13 protein-coding genes are annotated in these 17,345 nt (G+C 60.1%); 10 read left to right on the top strand and 3 right to left on the bottom strand.

Annotation, left to right across the window (positions count from 1 at the left end; all coding sequences use genetic code 11):
- Positions 1 to 2 precede the first annotated feature (2 nt).
- Positions 3 to 1,307 carry a Glu/Leu/Phe/Val family dehydrogenase gene (locus H0921_RS14895; RefSeq protein WP_228499831.1) on the bottom strand — a complete coding sequence of 435 codons (1,305 nt, stop codon included), beginning with the start codon at positions 1,305 to 1,307 and terminating at the stop codon, positions 3 to 5.
- A 153-nt stretch (positions 1,308 to 1,460) separates the two neighbouring features.
- Here H0921_RS14895 and H0921_RS14890 point away from each other — a divergent pair, with 153 nt between their 5' ends.
- From H0921_RS14890 to H0921_RS14860, 7 genes are all read left to right on the top strand, one after another.
- Entirely contained in the window at positions 1,461 to 2,336 is an 876-nt protein-coding gene (locus H0921_RS14890) for an SDR family oxidoreductase (protein ID WP_194539309.1), read from the top strand.
- Positions 2,337 to 2,400: 64 nt separating this feature from the next.
- Positions 2,401 to 3,549 carry a 3-keto-disaccharide hydrolase gene (locus tag H0921_RS14885; protein WP_194539308.1) on the top strand — a complete coding sequence of 383 codons (1,149 nt, stop codon included), beginning with the start codon at positions 2,401 to 2,403 and terminating at the stop codon, positions 3,547 to 3,549.
- A 317-nt stretch (positions 3,550 to 3,866) separates the two neighbouring features.
- The gene (locus H0921_RS14880; RefSeq protein ID WP_194539307.1) at positions 3,867 to 5,135 is read left to right on the top strand and encodes a leucine-rich repeat domain-containing protein; all 1,269 of its coding nucleotides are present in this window, start codon (positions 3,867 to 3,869) and stop codon (positions 5,133 to 5,135) included.
- A 176-nt stretch (positions 5,136 to 5,311) separates the two neighbouring features.
- Positions 5,312 to 6,259, top strand: coding sequence for an alpha/beta hydrolase (locus tag H0921_RS14875; protein ID WP_194539306.1), 948 nt, complete (start codon positions 5,312 to 5,314; stop codon positions 6,257 to 6,259).
- Positions 6,260 to 6,612: 353 nt separating this feature from the next.
- The gene (locus H0921_RS14870; RefSeq protein ID WP_194539305.1) at positions 6,613 to 7,293 is read left to right on the top strand and encodes a hypothetical protein; all 681 of its coding nucleotides are present in this window, start codon (positions 6,613 to 6,615) and stop codon (positions 7,291 to 7,293) included.
- A 329-nt stretch (positions 7,294 to 7,622) separates the two neighbouring features.
- Positions 7,623 to 7,805: a hypothetical protein gene (locus H0921_RS14865; RefSeq protein WP_194539304.1), complete on the top strand. Its 183-nt coding sequence runs from the start codon at positions 7,623 to 7,625 to the stop codon at positions 7,803 to 7,805.
- A gap of 62 nt (positions 7,806 to 7,867) precedes the next feature.
- Positions 7,868 to 9,166, top strand: a complete 1,299-nt coding sequence (locus H0921_RS14860; RefSeq protein WP_194539303.1) for a Gfo/Idh/MocA family protein — start codon at positions 7,868 to 7,870, stop codon at positions 9,164 to 9,166.
- A gap of 39 nt (positions 9,167 to 9,205) precedes the next feature.
- Here the strand turns inward: H0921_RS14860 and mutY are convergent, their stop codons facing one another.
- Complete coding sequence (mutY, locus tag H0921_RS14855; protein WP_194539302.1) at positions 9,206 to 10,297, bottom strand: A/G-specific adenine glycosylase; 1,092 nt, start codon at positions 10,295 to 10,297, stop codon at positions 9,206 to 9,208.
- Positions 10,298 to 10,480: 183 nt separating this feature from the next.
- Positions 10,481 to 11,248, bottom strand: a complete 768-nt coding sequence (locus H0921_RS14850) for an FHA domain-containing protein (RefSeq protein WP_194539301.1) — start codon at positions 11,246 to 11,248, stop codon at positions 10,481 to 10,483.
- A gap of 445 nt (positions 11,249 to 11,693) precedes the next feature.
- Here H0921_RS14850 and H0921_RS14845 point away from each other — a divergent pair, with 445 nt between their 5' ends.
- The 3 genes from H0921_RS14845 (at position 11,694) to H0921_RS14835 (ending at position 17,334) form a co-directional block, all read left to right on the top strand.
- Complete coding sequence (locus H0921_RS14845; RefSeq protein ID WP_194539300.1) at positions 11,694 to 13,181, top strand: type 2 periplasmic-binding domain-containing protein; 1,488 nt, start codon at positions 11,694 to 11,696, stop codon at positions 13,179 to 13,181.
- Positions 13,182 to 13,349: 168 nt separating this feature from the next.
- Positions 13,350 to 15,578 (top strand): glycogen debranching protein GlgX, encoded by a 2,229-nt coding sequence (gene glgX, locus H0921_RS14840; RefSeq protein WP_194539299.1) that lies wholly within the window; start codon positions 13,350 to 13,352, stop codon positions 15,576 to 15,578.
- 427 nt (positions 15,579 to 16,005) lie between these two features.
- Positions 16,006 to 17,334, top strand: a complete 1,329-nt coding sequence (locus tag H0921_RS14835) for a response regulator (RefSeq protein ID WP_194539298.1) — start codon at positions 16,006 to 16,008, stop codon at positions 17,332 to 17,334.
- Positions 17,335 to 17,345 lie beyond the last annotated feature (11 nt).

The raw sequence follows: 17,345 nt of genomic DNA, 5'->3' as shown, positions 1-17,345 counted from the left end.
GATCAGGGGAACAGACCCCGTCGGGCTTTCTCATTGGCCACCTTCATGACTCCGAGGCTCAGGGCAGCCAGCCGGTTGCTGATGTTACGCCGTTTGGCTTCGAGTCGGACACGCTGAAAGGCACTGCGCATGAGTTTTTTCAACTGAGCGATGACCTGTTCTTCTCCCCACATGAATTGCTGCAAGTCTTGAACCCATTCGAAGTAGGAGACGGTGACGCCACCCGCGTTGCAGAGGATGTCGGGGATGACAAAGATGTCGGAATGGGCCAGAATGGCATCGGCTTCCGGTGTAGTTGGCCCGTTGGCTCCCTCCGCCAGGATACGGCAGCGGAGGCGGGCGGCGTTGGCCTCCGTAATTACCCGTTCTACCGCCGCCGGAACCAAGACCGTACAGGGTGTGGTCAGCAGCTCCGCCGGGTCCATCTCTTCCGCTTCCGGAAAACCTTGCACCGTGTGCAAGACATTCCCTGGGCTGTTGACGTACTGGATCAAAGCGGGGATATCGATCCCGCGGGGATTGCGGATAGCCCCATAGCGATCGCCAATGGCCACCACCTTAACTCCCAGGCGGTGTAATTCCTCGCAGGCCACGGAGCCAACGTTGCCAAATCCCTGCACCACTGCTGTGGCATTCTCCGGAATGATGCCGAGTTCATCGAGTGCTTCGCGGATACAGAAGACCACCCCTCGTCCCGTGGCTTCCCGTCGCCCGACGCACCCACCCAACTCCACCGGCTTGCCAGTGACAATCTCCGGACAGGCATAACCGACCTTCATGGAATAGGTGTCGTAAATCCAGGCCATGGTCTGTTCATCGGTACCCAGATCGGGAGCCATGACATCCACCCGCGGGCCGATGATACTGAGCACCTCTTCGGTGAAGCGGCGGGTCAAGCGCTCCTTTTCTCCCATACTCAGCAAAGCCGGGTCGCAAGCAATCCCTCCCTTGGCGCCACCATAGGGCAAGTTCATCAGGCCGCATTTCCAGCTCATCCACATGGCCAGGGCTGCCACTTCGCCTAGGTCCACATTGGGCGCATAACGCAGGCCGCCCTTGCTCGGACCACTGGTCAGCGAATGCTGAACGCGATAACCGATGAACACCTGAGTCTGGCCGCTGTCCATCCGAATGGGTACGGCCACCACCATCGACCGCTTTGGCACCTTCAACCGTTGGGCAATGCCCGGATCGATATTGGTCACCTCTGTCACCAGTTCCAATTGGCGGCAAGCCATCTGGTAGGTGGGCGAGGTGTGGAACAAAGTGGCCGGGCAGGCTTCCTGCCGCATCACGACGCTGGACATGCATCACCTCCGGAGACGGGGAGAGGAAACGTTCCGGGCCGGCGCCTGACGGCTCGCACACCGCAGGGAGGAAAGCGGGAGGAGAGGCGCTCACGGCCCCTGTCAAAGATTTAGCATAAATGCTAAGGGGGACCTCGCCTATAATACTCCGCGATGCCTATAGCAATTGCTCATCCCACCGAACCAACTTCCGGACCGCTCTTGATCTTCGGCTGCGGCTATGTCGGCCTGCGCGTGGCTCAGCAAGAGCGGCAGGCGGGACGGACCGTCTATGCTCTGACGCGCCGGCGGGCCGAGTTACTCGCTCAGCAGGGCATCCTCCCCCTGAGCGGGGACGTTCTGGCCCCGGAATCCTTGCCCCCTTTCCCGGCGGAGGCCACGGTGCTCTATGCCGTCGGTTACGATCGCTTCTGTGGACGCAGCATGCGCGAGGTCTACCTGCACGGCCTGGAACATGTACTGGAGCGTCTACCAGCCCCCCGCCGTTTCGTCTATTTGTCCAGCACCAGCGTCTATGGACAATCCGATGGCAGTTGGGTGGATGAAGACAGCCCCGCTGAACCGAGTGACGAATCGGGCCGCGTGGTTCGGGACGCCGAGCTGCTCCTGCGCCAGTGCTTGCCGCACGCCATCATCCTGCGCAGTGCCGGTATCTATGGCCCTAATCGCCTCCTGCGCCGCCGGGAACAACTCCTCCAGCACGAACCGATCTCCGGCGATCCCCACCGCTGGCTCAACCTGATCCACGTGGATGATCTGGTCGCGGCCATCCGCTTGGCTATGGATCGGTCCCCCCCAGCAGCCCTGTATAACGTTGTTGATGACATACCAGTGACACGACAAGAGTTCTATACTCTCCTGGCAGAGTTGTATGGAGCACCACCGCCTCGCTTCGCCGATCTGCCAGAACCGCGTGCTAACCACCGTCGCATTCGCAACAGCCGCCTTCGTCATGCTCTGCATTGGCAACCCCGCTACCCAAGCATCCGCGAGGGGCTGCCGGCCGCACTCGCTGCCTCGGAATCCTGAACGGGCCGGACACGCACAATCTTCCGCCCCGATTTGACTTAAAAACCCTCCTGGAGAGATTCCCATGTTGCCATCCGTTTGCCGAGTCCGCTGCTACCGTTTCGACTCCGCCCTGACTGGTTTGTGTCTTCTGGCTGTCACTCTGCCGGCTGTCTCTGCCCCGTTTCCTAACGCCCCCTCCGCCGATGCCGCTACACCCCAAAGCCTCACTTCGGCCCAAGCTGCGGAAGGCTGGCTGCTGCTCTTCGATGGCCAGACCACCTTCGGTTGGCACTGTCAGGGGAAGAACGCCGTTCGAGATGGTGTCTGGCATCTGGAAGAGGGCAGCACCGCCTGGCCCTTCAGTCGCTTCGGGAACTCCTGGGAAATGGTAACGGAAGTGGCCGGACCCGCCCGGTTATATCTGCCCCACGATCACGTACTGGAACACCGCGGTGACACCTTCGACCAACTCCAAGTATTCTGCGATGGTGAGAAAATCCGCTATGAGGGTAAGGGATTTTCTCGAATCAATGCCAAGCGTCCAACTGGTCCTCCAGCAGCGACGATTGGCATCACGGCTCCTGGTCCACAACCGGCTCGCTTGCGCCATCTTCGCCTGCGTCCCCAACAGTTGCAACCGCTCTGGAATGGCCGAAACCTCGACGGCTGGACCGTTAATCGGACCGATCCGAAGCGCCAACAGGCCCGCTTCCGCGTCACGGATCAAGGCGAATTGCTCGTCGAGGGTGGGCCAGGTGATCTGGTCAGCAGCGTGCATGCCGCGGATTTCCTCTTGCAATTCGACTGCCGCACTTTAGGCAAGCATCTCAACAGCGGCGTATTCTTCCGCTGTATCCCTGGGCAATATCAGAACGGCTACGAGGTCCAAATTCACAACGGTTACAAAAACAACGACCGGACCCAACCGCTGGATTTCGGGACCGGCGGCATTTATCGCCGCGCCCCCGCTCGTCGAGTGGTGAGTAACGATGAGGAATGGTTCACCGTCACTCTGATTGCGGATGGCCGGCGCTTGACCACTTGGGTCAACGGCTTCCCGGTCGTCACATGGGAGGACCCCCGGCCGCCCCATGACAACCCCCGCCAGGGCTACCGTGCCGCCGCCGGTCCCTTTTCCATCCAAGCTCACGATCCCACTACCCGCTTGCTCTTTCGCCGCATCCAGTATGCCCCGCTCCCACCTCGCCCGGATTCCCACCCCGCCCCCTAGCTTTCCTGAGCCAAGCGATTCCCCGACTCCACTGACAGCCCACGGATAACGTCGAGCAGGGGAATCCTCTCGACCGACTTGCCTAAGGGATTCCTTCCCTGTGCTCCTTTGCTGGCAAAGCCTGAATTCCACCGATGGGATGATTTTGCGGGAATAGTTGCTCCCCTTGGCCAATTCTCTGCTAATCTGAAGCGCCATCGTAATCTGTCATCTGATCCTTGGCAGGCACCAGCAGAAAAGGTTACAGTGGTGTTATGCCTCCTTCGCCTGCTAATTGGCCTGATTTCCCACCACCTGGTGCTGCGGGTGCGGAAGAGATGCGCCTGCGCTGGGCAGACTATTTGGATGACCGCGGCCAGCATGATTGGGCCGAACTGATCCGCCTGCAACTGAGCCTCGCCCACCTTCCCACCGGCGATCCACCCCCACCCGAATGGCGGGAGCGCGAAGCCGAATTGAACCTGCGTTTGGGCCAGCAATGGTTTCATGAGCTAGAGGGTCTGCTCGCCGCACCGCCGCAATTCCGTTATGGCCTGCCGGATGCCGTGGCCGTGGACGCGAGTGTCTTTCTCCGCCGTGCTCCGGAGTTATTCGCCCGTTTGCCCATTCGCCGCCTCCGCTTACTCGAACCTGTCGCCGTCTGGCCAAAACTGTGGGACTGCCCCTGGCTAAAGGGGATTGAAGAATTGGACCTTTGCGGCGCGGAATTGACCCGCTGCGATCTGACGCCCCTGTTTCGCTCCTCTTCTCTGCAATCGCTCCAGCGACTCGATTTGAGCTTCAATCAATTGGAAGATGCCGCCTTGCTCCCCTGGCGCCGGGGTTGTTCCTTTCCCTACCTGCGCTGCCTCGCCCTCAACGACAATCGCTTGACCGATCGGGTCCTCTCCCTGCTTGCGGATACCCCCTGCTCGGTTCATCTGAACGAACTCGATCTCGCCCGCAACGACATCACGGCGGCTGGTCTGAGCGAACTGGCGGCCCATCCCTGGCCTGAACTCCACCAATTGCGCCTAAGTGGCAATCCGTTGGGGGATCGCGGCCTGGCCCTCCTGGCCACTTCACCCTTACTCCTGCGGGCGGCCCAACAGCATGGCCTCCTGGAGTTGCACGGCCATCCCCAAGTGCGTATCAGTGCGGCGGGCATCGAACCGCTGGTGCATTCGGAGGCTGCCGAATATCTACGTGTTGTGGACCTGGGTCACCAGCAGTTGGGTGACGACGGTCTAGTAAGCCTGCTCGGTTCTCGCCGCTGGCCTTGCCTCCGCCGCCTCTGCCTCCCTCGCAACCGTATTACCGACCGGGGGATCGTCCGGCTCCGATCGCACTGGCCGCACTGGCTGGCTCAATTGCGCACCTTGGACCTGTCTGGCAATCGTCTGACTTCCTTTGGCGTCGGCTTGCTCACTGCTGCTTTGCCTTCGGACAAACCCGGCGCCGCTCTGGACATCAGCGGCAACCTGCATCACACCCTGCCGCGCCACTCCAGCACTGCCTCCTCCGATTCCCGATCCCGAACCGCTTTCATCTCCGAGTTGCACCTGCTCCGACAGCGCATCTCCCATCCTCGCCGCCCGCACTCCTGATCCTTCGCCGTTTCTTCTCCTCCCCAACATCTTGGGAGGCACGTCATGGACTGCGCTGTGACATCCGCAGGCCGAATTCCTCTGTCCAGCTATGCCAATGGCCGCTACCATGTCATACCGACATGCCATCGGCTCACGTTCCCTCCATTTTCCTCTGGTCCGGGGAGAAACCATTCATGTTGCGCCTGTTCGCTTGTTGCCTGCTGTTAGGTTGGGCAGCTCCGTCATGGATCACTCCGTCCTTACTAGCCCAGGAACTCCCCGCCCAAGGCGGCCGACTGGAGGACATCATCTATGCCCGCAAATATGGCTGTGCCTTGACTATGGACGTGTTTGTTCCCCCTAAGGATAAAGCCAACGGCTATGGAATCATCTTTTGCGTCTCCGGCGGCTGGATGTCAGACAAACGCGCGATCAATCCGGTTTTTGTGCAACCCTTTGTCCAACGCGGCTATGTCGTCTTTGCCGTGGTGCATGGCAGTCAGCCGAAGTTTACGATTCCAGAGGCTGTCGAGGATATGCACGCCGCCGTCCGTTACATCAAGCAGCATGCAGCACGTTTCCGTATCGATCCGGACAAGCTCGGTGTCATGGGAGGGTCAGCGGGCGGCCACCTATCCCTGATGCTCGGCAATGCTTTTCAACCGGCGGATCCCAAAGCGAGCGATCCGCTCCGGCGCCACTCCTCCCGTGTGGCTGCTGTTGCTTGCTTCTTTCCACCCACTGATTTTCTGAACTGGAGCCGGGAAGGGGAAGTCCAACTTGGTGAAGGTGCTCTGCGTGCTTTCCGTCCGCCGTTCGACTTCACGACCCGCGATCCCCAAACGAATAAACTCGTCGTCATCGAGGACCCGCAGCAACGCCAGGCGATCGGTAAAACTATTTCCCCCTACTACTTCGTCAGCAAGGACTCCGCCCCTGCACTCATCATCCACGGGGACGCCGACAAACTTGTGCCGCTCTTCCAAGCCCAGCGGATAGCCGAAAAATACCGGCAAGTCGGTGTTCCCTGCGAACTGATCATCCGCAAGGGCGCCGGGCACGGCTGGAAGGGCATGGACAAAGACCTGGAACTCTTCGCCGACTGGTTCGACAAACACCTCCGCGGTCTGAACGCACCGTGATTCCAACCCAGCACTTCCATTCGGACTCATCCGCTGCTCTTCTTACATACATCTCGCCTGCCGCTTTTCACTCCTGGAAAACTGCTCCTGTTGGCTCACCGGCGAGAGCGTTTTTCATGGCAGGCCATCGCCGCTAAGCCATCATTATAATTTCCGTTATTATTATCCTTATTTTTTCATGTAATATCATAGTCATCCTTCACTTGATTCATGTGAGAAAATAATAATTAACTTTTATGGATAATTCTCCCTAGAGCCGGTATAGTGTCAATGCGATGACCCCTGCTGCCGCGAAGGTCCAGCGGGTGGATCGCTCGCGGCTAGCACACGACACAACTTTCAGGAGCAGCACCATGACGTACCACCTGTGTCTGGCTCCCCGCTTGGGGATTGTTGGTCTGGCCTCTCTGCTGGCAGTTTCCTCGGCTTGGGCCGGCCCGATCACCGTCACTTTCCAAAACGTCAACCCCGGTTACAGTCCGGCGGGACAATACAACTGGACTTCCAGTAGTACCATCCCCGGCTTGGTTTACACCTCCGGCAACAACTTTGCCACATTCTGTATCGAGCAGAATCAGTACATCTCCCCGAACACCACTTACTCCAACTACATGCTCACCGATTTGAGCAATGCCCCCAATCCCGGTTCCACATTATCTGCCACTCAAATCAACAATTTGAAAGCGATGTGGGCGCAATATCGTTCCAGTGTCGATACCAATGACGAAGCCGCCGCCTTCCAACATGCCGTGTGGCACATCGTCAATCCTAGCTACAATCCCTCACTGAGCGGAAGTGTGTTGAGTTACTACAATCAATATCTCAACTCTACCACCTGGATGAGTGGATATGCCAATCTGGTCGCCATGGTGCACCTCAACCACCAGGATCACGTGGTGGAAATTCAGCGCGGCTGGCGGGTCAATCAGCAAGGGGATCTGGAACCGGTACCCGCCCCAGCAACGCTCGGGGTGGCATTCGCCCTGGGAGTGGCCTTGTTGGTCCGCCAGCGGCTGGTCCGGCCCGCTGCTTGACCCGGAATAATCTCGGTACTCGTAGCCTGCCTCACTGTCACCGCTCCGTCCTGCCGTTCGGCCCGCGCTGACGGAGCGATTTTGCTTCCAGCAGAGGAAGTGTCCATTCAGCTCCGGGTAAAGAGAATAGGTTGGGTTCTGTCGAAAAGCCATGCAAGCCTCAGCGGAGACCGGCGAGGATCGCTTGCTAGAGGAAATGGCCGATTGGGGTTGAACGAAAAAGCAACTCTCTTACTCCCTTACTCCGGGTCTGACAAATAAATCTGGCGCCGGCTGGGGAACTGTGGCAAAATAGATAAGCCCATTCCTGTTGTTTCAAGGAGTTCGCTATGGACACAACGCCGAAACTGAATCGTGCCGAACTGATGCAAGAGTTGCGGGCCGACTTCGAGGAGTTGCTGACCAAGTTGGCCGATGCCTTACTCCGGGGTTGGTTTTTTTCTGCTTCCGATCTCGGTTCCCTCAGGTATAATCAAGTTTCCTGCCGGTGCGTGTATTCAGGCCCACCGTAGCTTATCTGCCCTGAGTGTGACCAATCTGGAGGGAAACTCGAGTAGAAACGGGAGGAACAGCCATGTGGACACGGCGAGGTTTTTTGGCACAAGCGGGTCGTGGCGCGCTCGCGGCGGCCAGTGTGCCGTGGGTCTGGTCGCGGGCGTCTGCCGTGGCGGCCAATGAACGGATTGCCGTGGGGGTTATTGGGGTCGGGACGATGGGCCGCGGCCATTTGGGAGCGATGCTGGGGCGCAGCGAAGTGCAGGTGGTAGCCGTCTGCGATGTGGTGCAGGAACGGCTCGACCATGCCCGCCAACGGGTAGAAAGTCACTATGCCAGCCGGAGCAAGTCTGGGGTGTACAAGGGAGTCGGGGCGTATCGGGACTTCCGCGAACTGCTGCGCCATCCGGGTCTGGATGGTGTCATCATTGCGACACCGGATCACTGGCATGCCATGCCCTGCATTCTGGCGGCACGGGCGAAAAAGCATATTTACTGCGAAAAGCCGTTGACTCATAATGTGGCGGAAGGCCGGCAGATCGTGGAGGAAGTCCGGCGTGCCGGCGTCATCTTTCAGACGGGCAGCCAGCAGCGGAGTGAATTCGGCAACCGTTTCCGGGCCGCCGTGGAGATGATCTGGAACGGTTGGATTGGCAAAATCCGAACGATCCGCATCGGCGTTGGCGGGCCAGCTCGACCTTGCAACCTCCCGGCCCAGGAAACACCTCCCGGTACGGATTGGGACTTCTGGCTCGGCCCTGCCCCAGAGCGGCCCTACCACTCCGATCTGTGCCCCAAGGGGGTCCACAATCACTTCCCGGCTTGGCGGAACTATCAGGAATATGCCGGGGGCGGCCTAGCCGACATGGGCGCCCACCACTTCGACATCGCCCAATGGGCTTTGAAGATGGACGAGAGCGGACCGGTGGAGGTCATCCCACCCGAAAATCCCCAACGCGGTGCCGGCCTGCGCTTCATCTATGCCGACGGTACAGTCATGATCCATAACGAATTTGAAGGAAATGTGCGAGCCGATTGCGTCTTTGAAGGCACCGACGGTATCCTGCTCGTCGGCCGCGGCCAACTGGAAGTCCGCTTCTACGGAGGGAACAAGGTCCGCTTCCCCGATCAACCGCAACGGGTCTACCCCTCCCAGAACCATCACACCAACTGGTTGGAATGCATCCGCAGCGGCAAGCCCTGCATCTGTCCTGCGGAAGTAGGACACCGCACTGCCACCATCTGCCATCTCGGCAATATCGGCTACCGCTTGGGACGCAAATTGCGTTGGGACCCGGCACGCGAACAGTTCCTCGATGATGCCGCGGCCAACAAGGAACTGTCCCGCGAGCCGCGTGCCAAATGGAAACTGGTCTGAACCACCTGCCGTATGCTCTGAGAATTGTAGAGGACTGCTTTACGTTTCCCCCAGCTTGAGGTTGACTGCCTTTGCAGCCTGTTTTTCCAACAGTCGGCGCTGGGGGGAGCTGAGGGGAAAGCGGTCCAACTCCTGGGGTGTCACCCAAACCGCCGCCGTGTAGAAACTGGAGGCAAAAGTGCCGCGGAGATACCGAGCAGACCAGGCGTGGAGATGGATGCGGAAGCGAGTGACGCTATGGCACAGCGTGGTCAAAGGTTGCCCCGCTTGAACCTCCAGAGCGGTGAGCTGACGCACCACTTCCGGGAGCTGGGCGCGAGCGTCATTCGCGGTAGCGATCTCGGCGTGGGGAACCTCCCATAAGCGCGGCCAGCGGTTGGCTGTGGCGGGCCGCTGACAGAGAAGCCATCGCGAACCGCGGCGGATCAGCACCGCAAGCTCCTGGACTTCCACCGGTACTGGGCGAGAAGCGGGCGGTGGAATCCGCTCCTGCTCGCCGAGCTGCCGGGCGCGGCACCAGCGCTGCCAGGGACACTCGGCACAGCGGGGCTGCCGGGGCGTACACACCAACGAGCCTAGCTCCATCAAGGCTTGATTGAAGTCTCCTACCCTTTGGGTCGGAAGCAAGGCTTGCGCTGCCCGCCAGACCCAGCGTTGCCCCGCTCCCTGCCGGGGATCACCTCGGTAGCCGTAGAGGCGAGCCAGAACCCGCAGGCTGTTGGCTTCCACAATCGGCAAGGGACGATCAAATGCCTGCGACAACACCGCAGCGCAGATATACCGGCCCACTCCCGGCAGGGAACGCCACAAGTCAGGATCATCCGGCAAACGGCCTCCGTGATGTTGCACGAGAGTGCGCGCTGCGGCGTGCAGGTGGCGTGCCCGGCGGTAATACCCCAAGCCTTGCCAGAGCCGGAGTACATCCTCCTCTTCGGCTTGGGCCAGCGCTTCCACCGTGGGGAAGGTAGCTAGAAAGCGTTCGTAATACGGAATCACCGCGGCGGTGGTCGTCTGTTGCAGCATCACTTCGCTGACCCAGATGCGATACGGGTCGCGGCTGTTGCGCCAGGGGAGGGAACGCCGGTGCTGGGCGAACCAGACCAACAGACGACGTTGGAGTGCAGCACGCACCGGCCCAGGCCAAAGTGCCGGTTCCTGCTCCGACGAGCCAATTTTCCGAGGCATGGGCGGAGAAAAGAGACATGGGAAAGGATCAAAACACCGGTCGCCCTTTGATCCTAGGCTGTTGGGTGATACACCGCGGCTGTTGGGTGATACCCCACGATTCGAGAAACTCTACTCTGGTGCTACCGCTCAGCGAGGGCGGCGCATGATTCGGCGGAGGGCTTCATTAGCGGCATTCGACATTTCTTCCCGCGTCGGGACCTGCTTTTTATCCGGCTTTTTGGAGCCGCCGCTTTCCTGGCTCTGCCCCTGGGCTTCGGAGACTGTTTTCAGGGCTGGCACATCAGCCACCGTGCTTCCTTCAGGTACCTCTTCGCTTTCCAAGGACAGCAGGATGGCCGCGATCCGATCCTGGTCGCTGATTTCCTGTCCTTTGGTGAAGGTGGGGGGCTGGAGGGCCGGCTGTTCCTTGGAACCACCCGCGGACTCCGCGGACTTGACGAGCTTGCCCGGTTGCGGGGTCGTGTCTCGCGGCGGGGAAGCGGCAGCACTGCTGGCGGCTTGCACGGCTGCCAAGGCGGCGGCTGTCTCCGGTGTCGCTTCGGGCAGCGGCGTACCATCTGCGGGCATGGGGGGCACTTCGATCCGCATCTGGAAATCCAACGGGCCGATCTTGAGCGTGGCCCCATCCTTCACTTGGACTTCCGCACCGCGAATCGTGACATCGTTGACCGTAGTCCCATTGGTACTACCGAAGTCCTTGATGAAGACCTGTCCATTGCGTATAAGAATTGCGCAATGCATCTTGCTCACTGCCTGACTCGCCGGGCGGAGATGGCATTGCGTATCCCGCCCAATCAGAAACTCCGGTATAGTAATAGGGATCACTCGGCCTTGGTGAACGCCACTTGTCACAATCAGTTCGACTTTCATGACCGTGCCCCGCCACTCAACCATGTGCACCGCCTACCCCTGAGAGATGAACAAGGGGATTGTGGTTATCGTACCACACATATCCGGCGGCGCCCATACGGTCGTGCTAGAAATTTTGGGTTCTCTGTTCTGTTCCGTTAACACATGGGCTTGAAGGATGGCTCTGTGGGTTGGCCCTTCCTCACTTCCCATCATAAAGTTTGGAAGGGTGCGAGTCCCCCCAGAAGCATCCTTAGCTTGCATTGTATTACCTGAGGCAAGACCCATGCAATCGTCTTTACCGCAAAAAAGGCCCGGCTTTACAATTTTTCATAATTTTACCAATAGCAGAATCCCTACCCTGGCAAATGAATTTGCCTGCGCTCCCTCGCCATTGCGTCAAGCGGCACCCTCCGCCACGAGCGAGCAGGAAAACGCACCGGCACTCTGCGAATCTTCCCAGAAACACAGGACGAACAGGAAGCACAACGTGCGCCTCAAGGGCGCTGCAAGATTGCTGCTCGTCGCGAGTATTTTGCTATCCAGCAGCGGTTGTGCTGGTGAGATGGAAGAGGCGGCGCCGAAAGCGGAGCGCCGGTGGGAGGGTGTAGAACTGATCCTAAGCTGCCCCGATACGGCCTGGCGGACGACGTTGGGACCCCTGGTGGAGAGCTGGGCGTACCGGACAGGTGCCCACGTACGATGGCGAAGCGAAACGATGCAAGCAGGGGATGACACAGATATGGCCATAATACCGGCCGCGGAGCTGGGAAGTTGGGCCGATCGAGGCGAACTAGCCCGCGTTCCCGCCTCCTTCCGCCAGCCGGGCCATCCCTTCCAGTGGACCAACGTCCTACTCCCCTACCGCGAGTATTTGATCGAATGGGGCGGGCAAGCCCAAGCCCTGCCTCTCGCGGGCGACGCCTTCCTTGTAGTGGTCCGGCGCGATCGCCTGGAAGATGCCCCAGTCCGCGCCACCCACGAGCGGCTCTGGAAGCGCGTTCCAGCTCCCCCGGCGACCTGGGAAGAGTTCGCCGAGTTGGCGATTAGCATGACCCAGGCGAGCGGCCAGCCTTGTTTGCCCTCCTATCACGGTATCGAGCTAGCCGACTTGTTCTTCCGCATCGCCGCCTGTTATGACCGACCGGCCCTAACTGACGTCGAACAGACCCGTTCCACACCGTTTTTCTTCGATCCGCAGACGGCTGCTCCACGGCTTACGGCGCCGGCGTTTGCCCAGGCGGCCCGCTGGTTAGCGTCGCTGGCGGAACATCGTTGTCTCCCCCTACCCCCTGCCGGTTCCGACTCCGTTTCTCCGAATCCGTCCTCTGCTGCGGGTCAGGCTTTGGCCAATGGTCAGGCTTGGCTTGCCGTTGTCTGCCTGCGGGACCTGGAACAATTACCTCGCCCGGGCGGCTGTGTCGATCCCCGCTTTCTCCTCGCCCCTCTGCCTGGCAGCCGCGGCTATTACACGAGCGCGGGGAAGTGGGTTCCCACCGTCACTCCCAACTATGTCCCCTATTTCGCCGGAGGATATCTCGGTGTAGTCCGGCAGCGTTGCCGCTTTCCGGAAGCAGCCTTCGAGCTGCTCGGCGAACTGGGCGGACTAGCCCGCAGCCTGGAAATCCTCAGCACACCGGCTCTCAATGCCGGCCCTTTCCGCTCAGCCCATCTCGACCGGGAGCGCCTGCAGGTGTGGTATGGCTACCGCTTCGATGCGGAACGCAGCCTGCACTTGCAAGATGCTCTTCGCCATTATGTGCGGGTGGAAGTCCGGAACCCGGTGGTGGGTTTGCGGGCGCCGGATCAGGCACGTCTGCGGGCTGCGGCGGCCGCAGAGCTGAGCCGCTTGCTCCGTGGAGCCGACCCTCAGGAAGCCGTCCAGCGCCTGTCCGCCGCCTGGCAGCGTCTCGACGCTGACACTCCGTTAGCCGACCGCCTCCGTTGGCGCCAGTCCTCCGCCGGGCTGGCCGACTGACCGTTGCTAGCCTTCCGACGCTATGAGAAACCCCTCGGTTTCGGTTCCGCCTGCAACTGCCGAAGTTTTCCCGGATGTCGGCTTTCCTGTAGACTCTCAAGGATTGCTGACTACAACAGGCCATCTCCACGATGTAGGAGCAGAACGTCCGGAGCAGATGGAATAACCATGAGCCACCCGACATTTGCCATCAGCCGCGGACGCCCCATGCCTTTGGGGGTCACCTATCATCCCGAAGGCCACAACTTTGTGCTCATGTGCCGCCACGGAACCAAAGTGGTACTGGTGATTCTGCCAGAGGAGGGGAACGAGCCTTTGGCGGAGATCGAGTTGGACCCGCGCCGGCATCGTACAGGGGACATGTGGCACGTGCGGGTCAGCGGTTTACCCTCGACGTTCCGCTACGGTTGGCGCGTAGATGGGCCACGTACTCCCCGCACCCGCTTCGATCCCTCCCGGTTGCTGTTGGACCCAGCCGCCACCATGCTCTCGGATGGCGCCATCTGGGCTGGCACTTGCGAAGTCGATCCGCAGCGGACCAGCCGCCGCAGTATGGTTCACTACAGCCGCCGCTATCACTGGGATGATGACGCCCCACCCCTGACCCCCTTGGAAGACACCATCATCTACGAGTTGCACGTGCGGGGTTTCACCTGCCATCCTTCCAGTGGAGTGCACCATCCCGGTACCTTTCGCGGGTTGATCGAAAAGATCGACTACCTCAAATGGCTCGGCATCACTGCCGTTGAGCTGATGCCCATCTTCGAGTTTGACGAATGCAACTGTCCCTTTGTCAATCCGGAAACGGGCGAGCGGCTGGTGGATTACTGGGGTTACAATCCCATCGCCTTTGCCGCCCCCAAAGCGGCCTACGCCGCCTCCGCGCGCCAGCACGGCCAGAACCGCGAGTTCCGCGATCTGGTCAAGGCCCTGCACGCTGTGGGCATCGAAGTCATCCTCGATGTCGTTTTCAATCACACCGGCGAAGGAGACGACCGCGGGCGCACCTACTCCTTCCGTGGTCTCGATAACGAGTTGTACTATCTGCTGGACGAAGAGGGAAATTACCTGAACTACTCCGGCTGCGGCAACACGGTCAACTGCAACCATCCCGTGGTGCGGGACCTGATCATGACTTGCCTGCGCTACTGGGTCGGCGAAATGCACGTGGACGGCTTCCGCTTCGACCTGGCCAGTATCCTGGGGCGCGACCGGCAGGGACGGCTGATGGTAGAACCGCCGGTGATCGAAAGCATCGCTGAGGATGCCATACTCGCCGACACCAAGCTGATCGCTGAACCGTGGGATGCCGCGGGCGTCTACCAACTCGGAACCTTCCCCTACGGACGGCGCTGGAGCGAATGGAACGGCCGCTACCGCGACGAGGTCCGCCGATTTTGGCGTGGCGAAGCGGGACTGGCCGGTCAGCTCGCCTCCCGGATCTGCGGCAGTGCCGACCTCTACCAAAACAGCGGGCGGCTACCCCGCCATTCCATCAACTTCATCACCTGCCACGACGGCTTCACCCTCTACGATCTGGTCAGCTACAACCAGAAGCACAACTGGGCCAACGGCGAGAATAACCGCGACGGTACCGATCTCAACTACTCCTGGAACTGCGGCGTTGAAGGCGAGACGGAGGACCCAGCGGTTCTGGCCCTGCGCCGCCGGCAGGTCCGCAATCTGATCGCCACCCTTCTGATCAGCCAAGGTGTTCCCATGCTCCTGGCCGGCGATGAGTTTCTCCGCACCCAGAAAGGGAATAACAACGCTTGGTGCCAGGACAACGACATTTCCTGGGTCAATTGGGAATTCGCTGAGCGAAACAAGGATTTCCTGCGTTTTGTGCGGGAGATGATTTGGCTGCGTAAGCGGCATCCCGCACTGCGCCGCCGCCGTTTTTTCGTCGGGCCGCTCCACGGCGCGGATCCACGCCTCAGCTCGGTCGGTCCTTTTCCACCTACTGGTCCCGTGCGACCTGACGAGGCGGGGCTTTCTGGCCTCCGCGCTCATCCTGGCTATCTCCCTCCGCCGCCCCCGGATGTCTATCCCGGATTGGCCGATATCCACTGGCACGGAGTGGAACCGTACCAACCTGACTTCTCTCCCACTTCCCGCTCCCTCGCTTTCTCTCTGGATGGACGCTTCACCGGGCGCGAACACGACCCCGATTACCGCATCGATGCCGATTTCTACGTCGCCATGAATGCCTGGGAACAGCCCCTCCACTTCCGCATTCCCCCTTCCCCCACCCGCCGCCCCTGGCACCGCGTCGTCGATACCGCACTCCCCAGCCCGGACGACTTCATCCCGGAAGAACAAGGACCCGTTATCGAACCCGGCAGCCGCTATACCCTCATCCCCTTCTCCATGATTATCCTCGTTTCCCGAATGTGACCGTGCTTCAAGCTGAACTTTGATCGCACCGTGACAACCGCCGGTCAGCACCGGCTGCACGAGCTTCCCGGAGAAAATCCACAACTCTATCGATAATCTCGATAGAGAGGCCATCGTGGCTTACACGGACTGTCTGCGCTGTGCCCGTCATCCTCTCTTCAGTAGGACCGACCTGGAAGTAACAGCAAGGTTCCCGATTGGTCCATAAACTCGAGAAACGTAACAGTAAAAGATGGCGGTGGCAGTATATTCGCAGGACTCATTGAATAATCTAACTTGCCATTCCCTGAGAACATGAGTAAGACACAAAGGGGTTTCGCATCGAAGAGTGACAACGTCATAGCAAATATCTCGATCCGAGATACGGGTTGAGAAGGCGGATTGTTTTCCGAGCCTCTATGTTCCGGCGGAGGATGCCGGCGGAAATATGAGCAGCGTATCGCCCAGCGGGTCGGTCTCTTCGAGTGCAGCGGAGGCCCAGCTTTTCCCGGCCATTTTTGAGCATGCGCCGGAGGGAATCTTGCTGCTCGACGACAGCCGCCGCTGCGTAGAGGCGAATCCAGCCGCCCGGCATCTGCTCGGCTACTCCCGCGAAGAATTGCTGCAACGGACGGTGGAAGACCTAACGGTGCCAGACGACCGGCCTCACATTCCCTCCCGCTGGCAAACACTCCTCAGCCAGCGCACCTGTCAGGGGTTATGGCGTATCCTTACCGCCGTGGGACAAACCCTTTATGCCGAGAGCCGTTGCCAAGCGCATATCCTTCCCGGCGTTCATCTCTGTCTGTTCCGGGACGTCACTCCACCTCAGCAAGCCGATGCCGACGCTCATTTGCTGCGTCAGGCTTTGGATGCTCTTTCGGCTGGCATCATCATTACCGATCAGCAACAGCTCCAGGAACCCATCGTGTACGTCAATCGGGCGGTGACGCGCCTGACTGGTTACCGCCCGGAGGAGCTGCTAGGGCAGAACTGCCGTATTTTCAGCGGTCGGTATCGGGATCAACCGGGACTGGAAGAAGTGCGTGCCGCCATTCGCCAAGGGCAAACGGCCCTGGTGGAACTGGTCCAGCAACGCAAGGACGGCACTCTCTGGTTCAACTTGCTCAGTCTGGCCCCCCTTCGGAATCCCCGCGGTGTCGTAACCCATTATGTGCGGGTACTCATTGACATCACCCACGTGCGACAGCGATTAGGCCGGTGGCAACCGGAGGTCATTGCCTCATCCTTGCCAGATCAAGCACCCACCATTCCTGATCAAGCACCTGCCGCCTCTCCGCCCCGGATACCCCAAGCAGATCCGCCAGAAGCGGCTTCAACGACTCCACACATTCTGGTGGTAGAAGATGAGGATGCGGTGCGCGAGTTCATCCGTCTAGTTTTAGTACAGGCCGGTTACACCGTATCGCTGGCCAGCGATGGGGAAGAAGCCTGGGACATTTTCCGGCGCGAGCCGCACCACTTCGACCTGGTCCTCTCAGATGTGCTCATGCCTCGGCGCAATGGTCCGGAGTTGGCGGCCCTGATTCATTCGCTCCGCCCTACCCTGCCCATTCTTTTCGTTTCGGGCTATACCGGCGCTGCCGCGGCAAAACTCCAGCAAATCCCTGCCAGAGAGTTGCTCCTGGAAAAACCCTTCAGCATTGATAAGCTCTTGCAGGCTGTTCGCCAGGCCCTGGCGAGGGGGAAATCTGAGACTCCAGACAGCTCCCCTGCCGCCACTCCTTCATCCTCTCCTGGGGCTTCAGCCCTCTGAGCTGCCCCGGC

This window comes from Thermogemmata fonticola, assembly GCF_013694095.1.
Lineage (GTDB): Bacteria > Planctomycetota > Planctomycetia > Gemmatales > Gemmataceae > Thermogemmata > Thermogemmata fonticola.
Note: the sequence above shows the minus strand (reverse complement) of the source record. Positions and strands in the feature narration are given on the sequence as shown.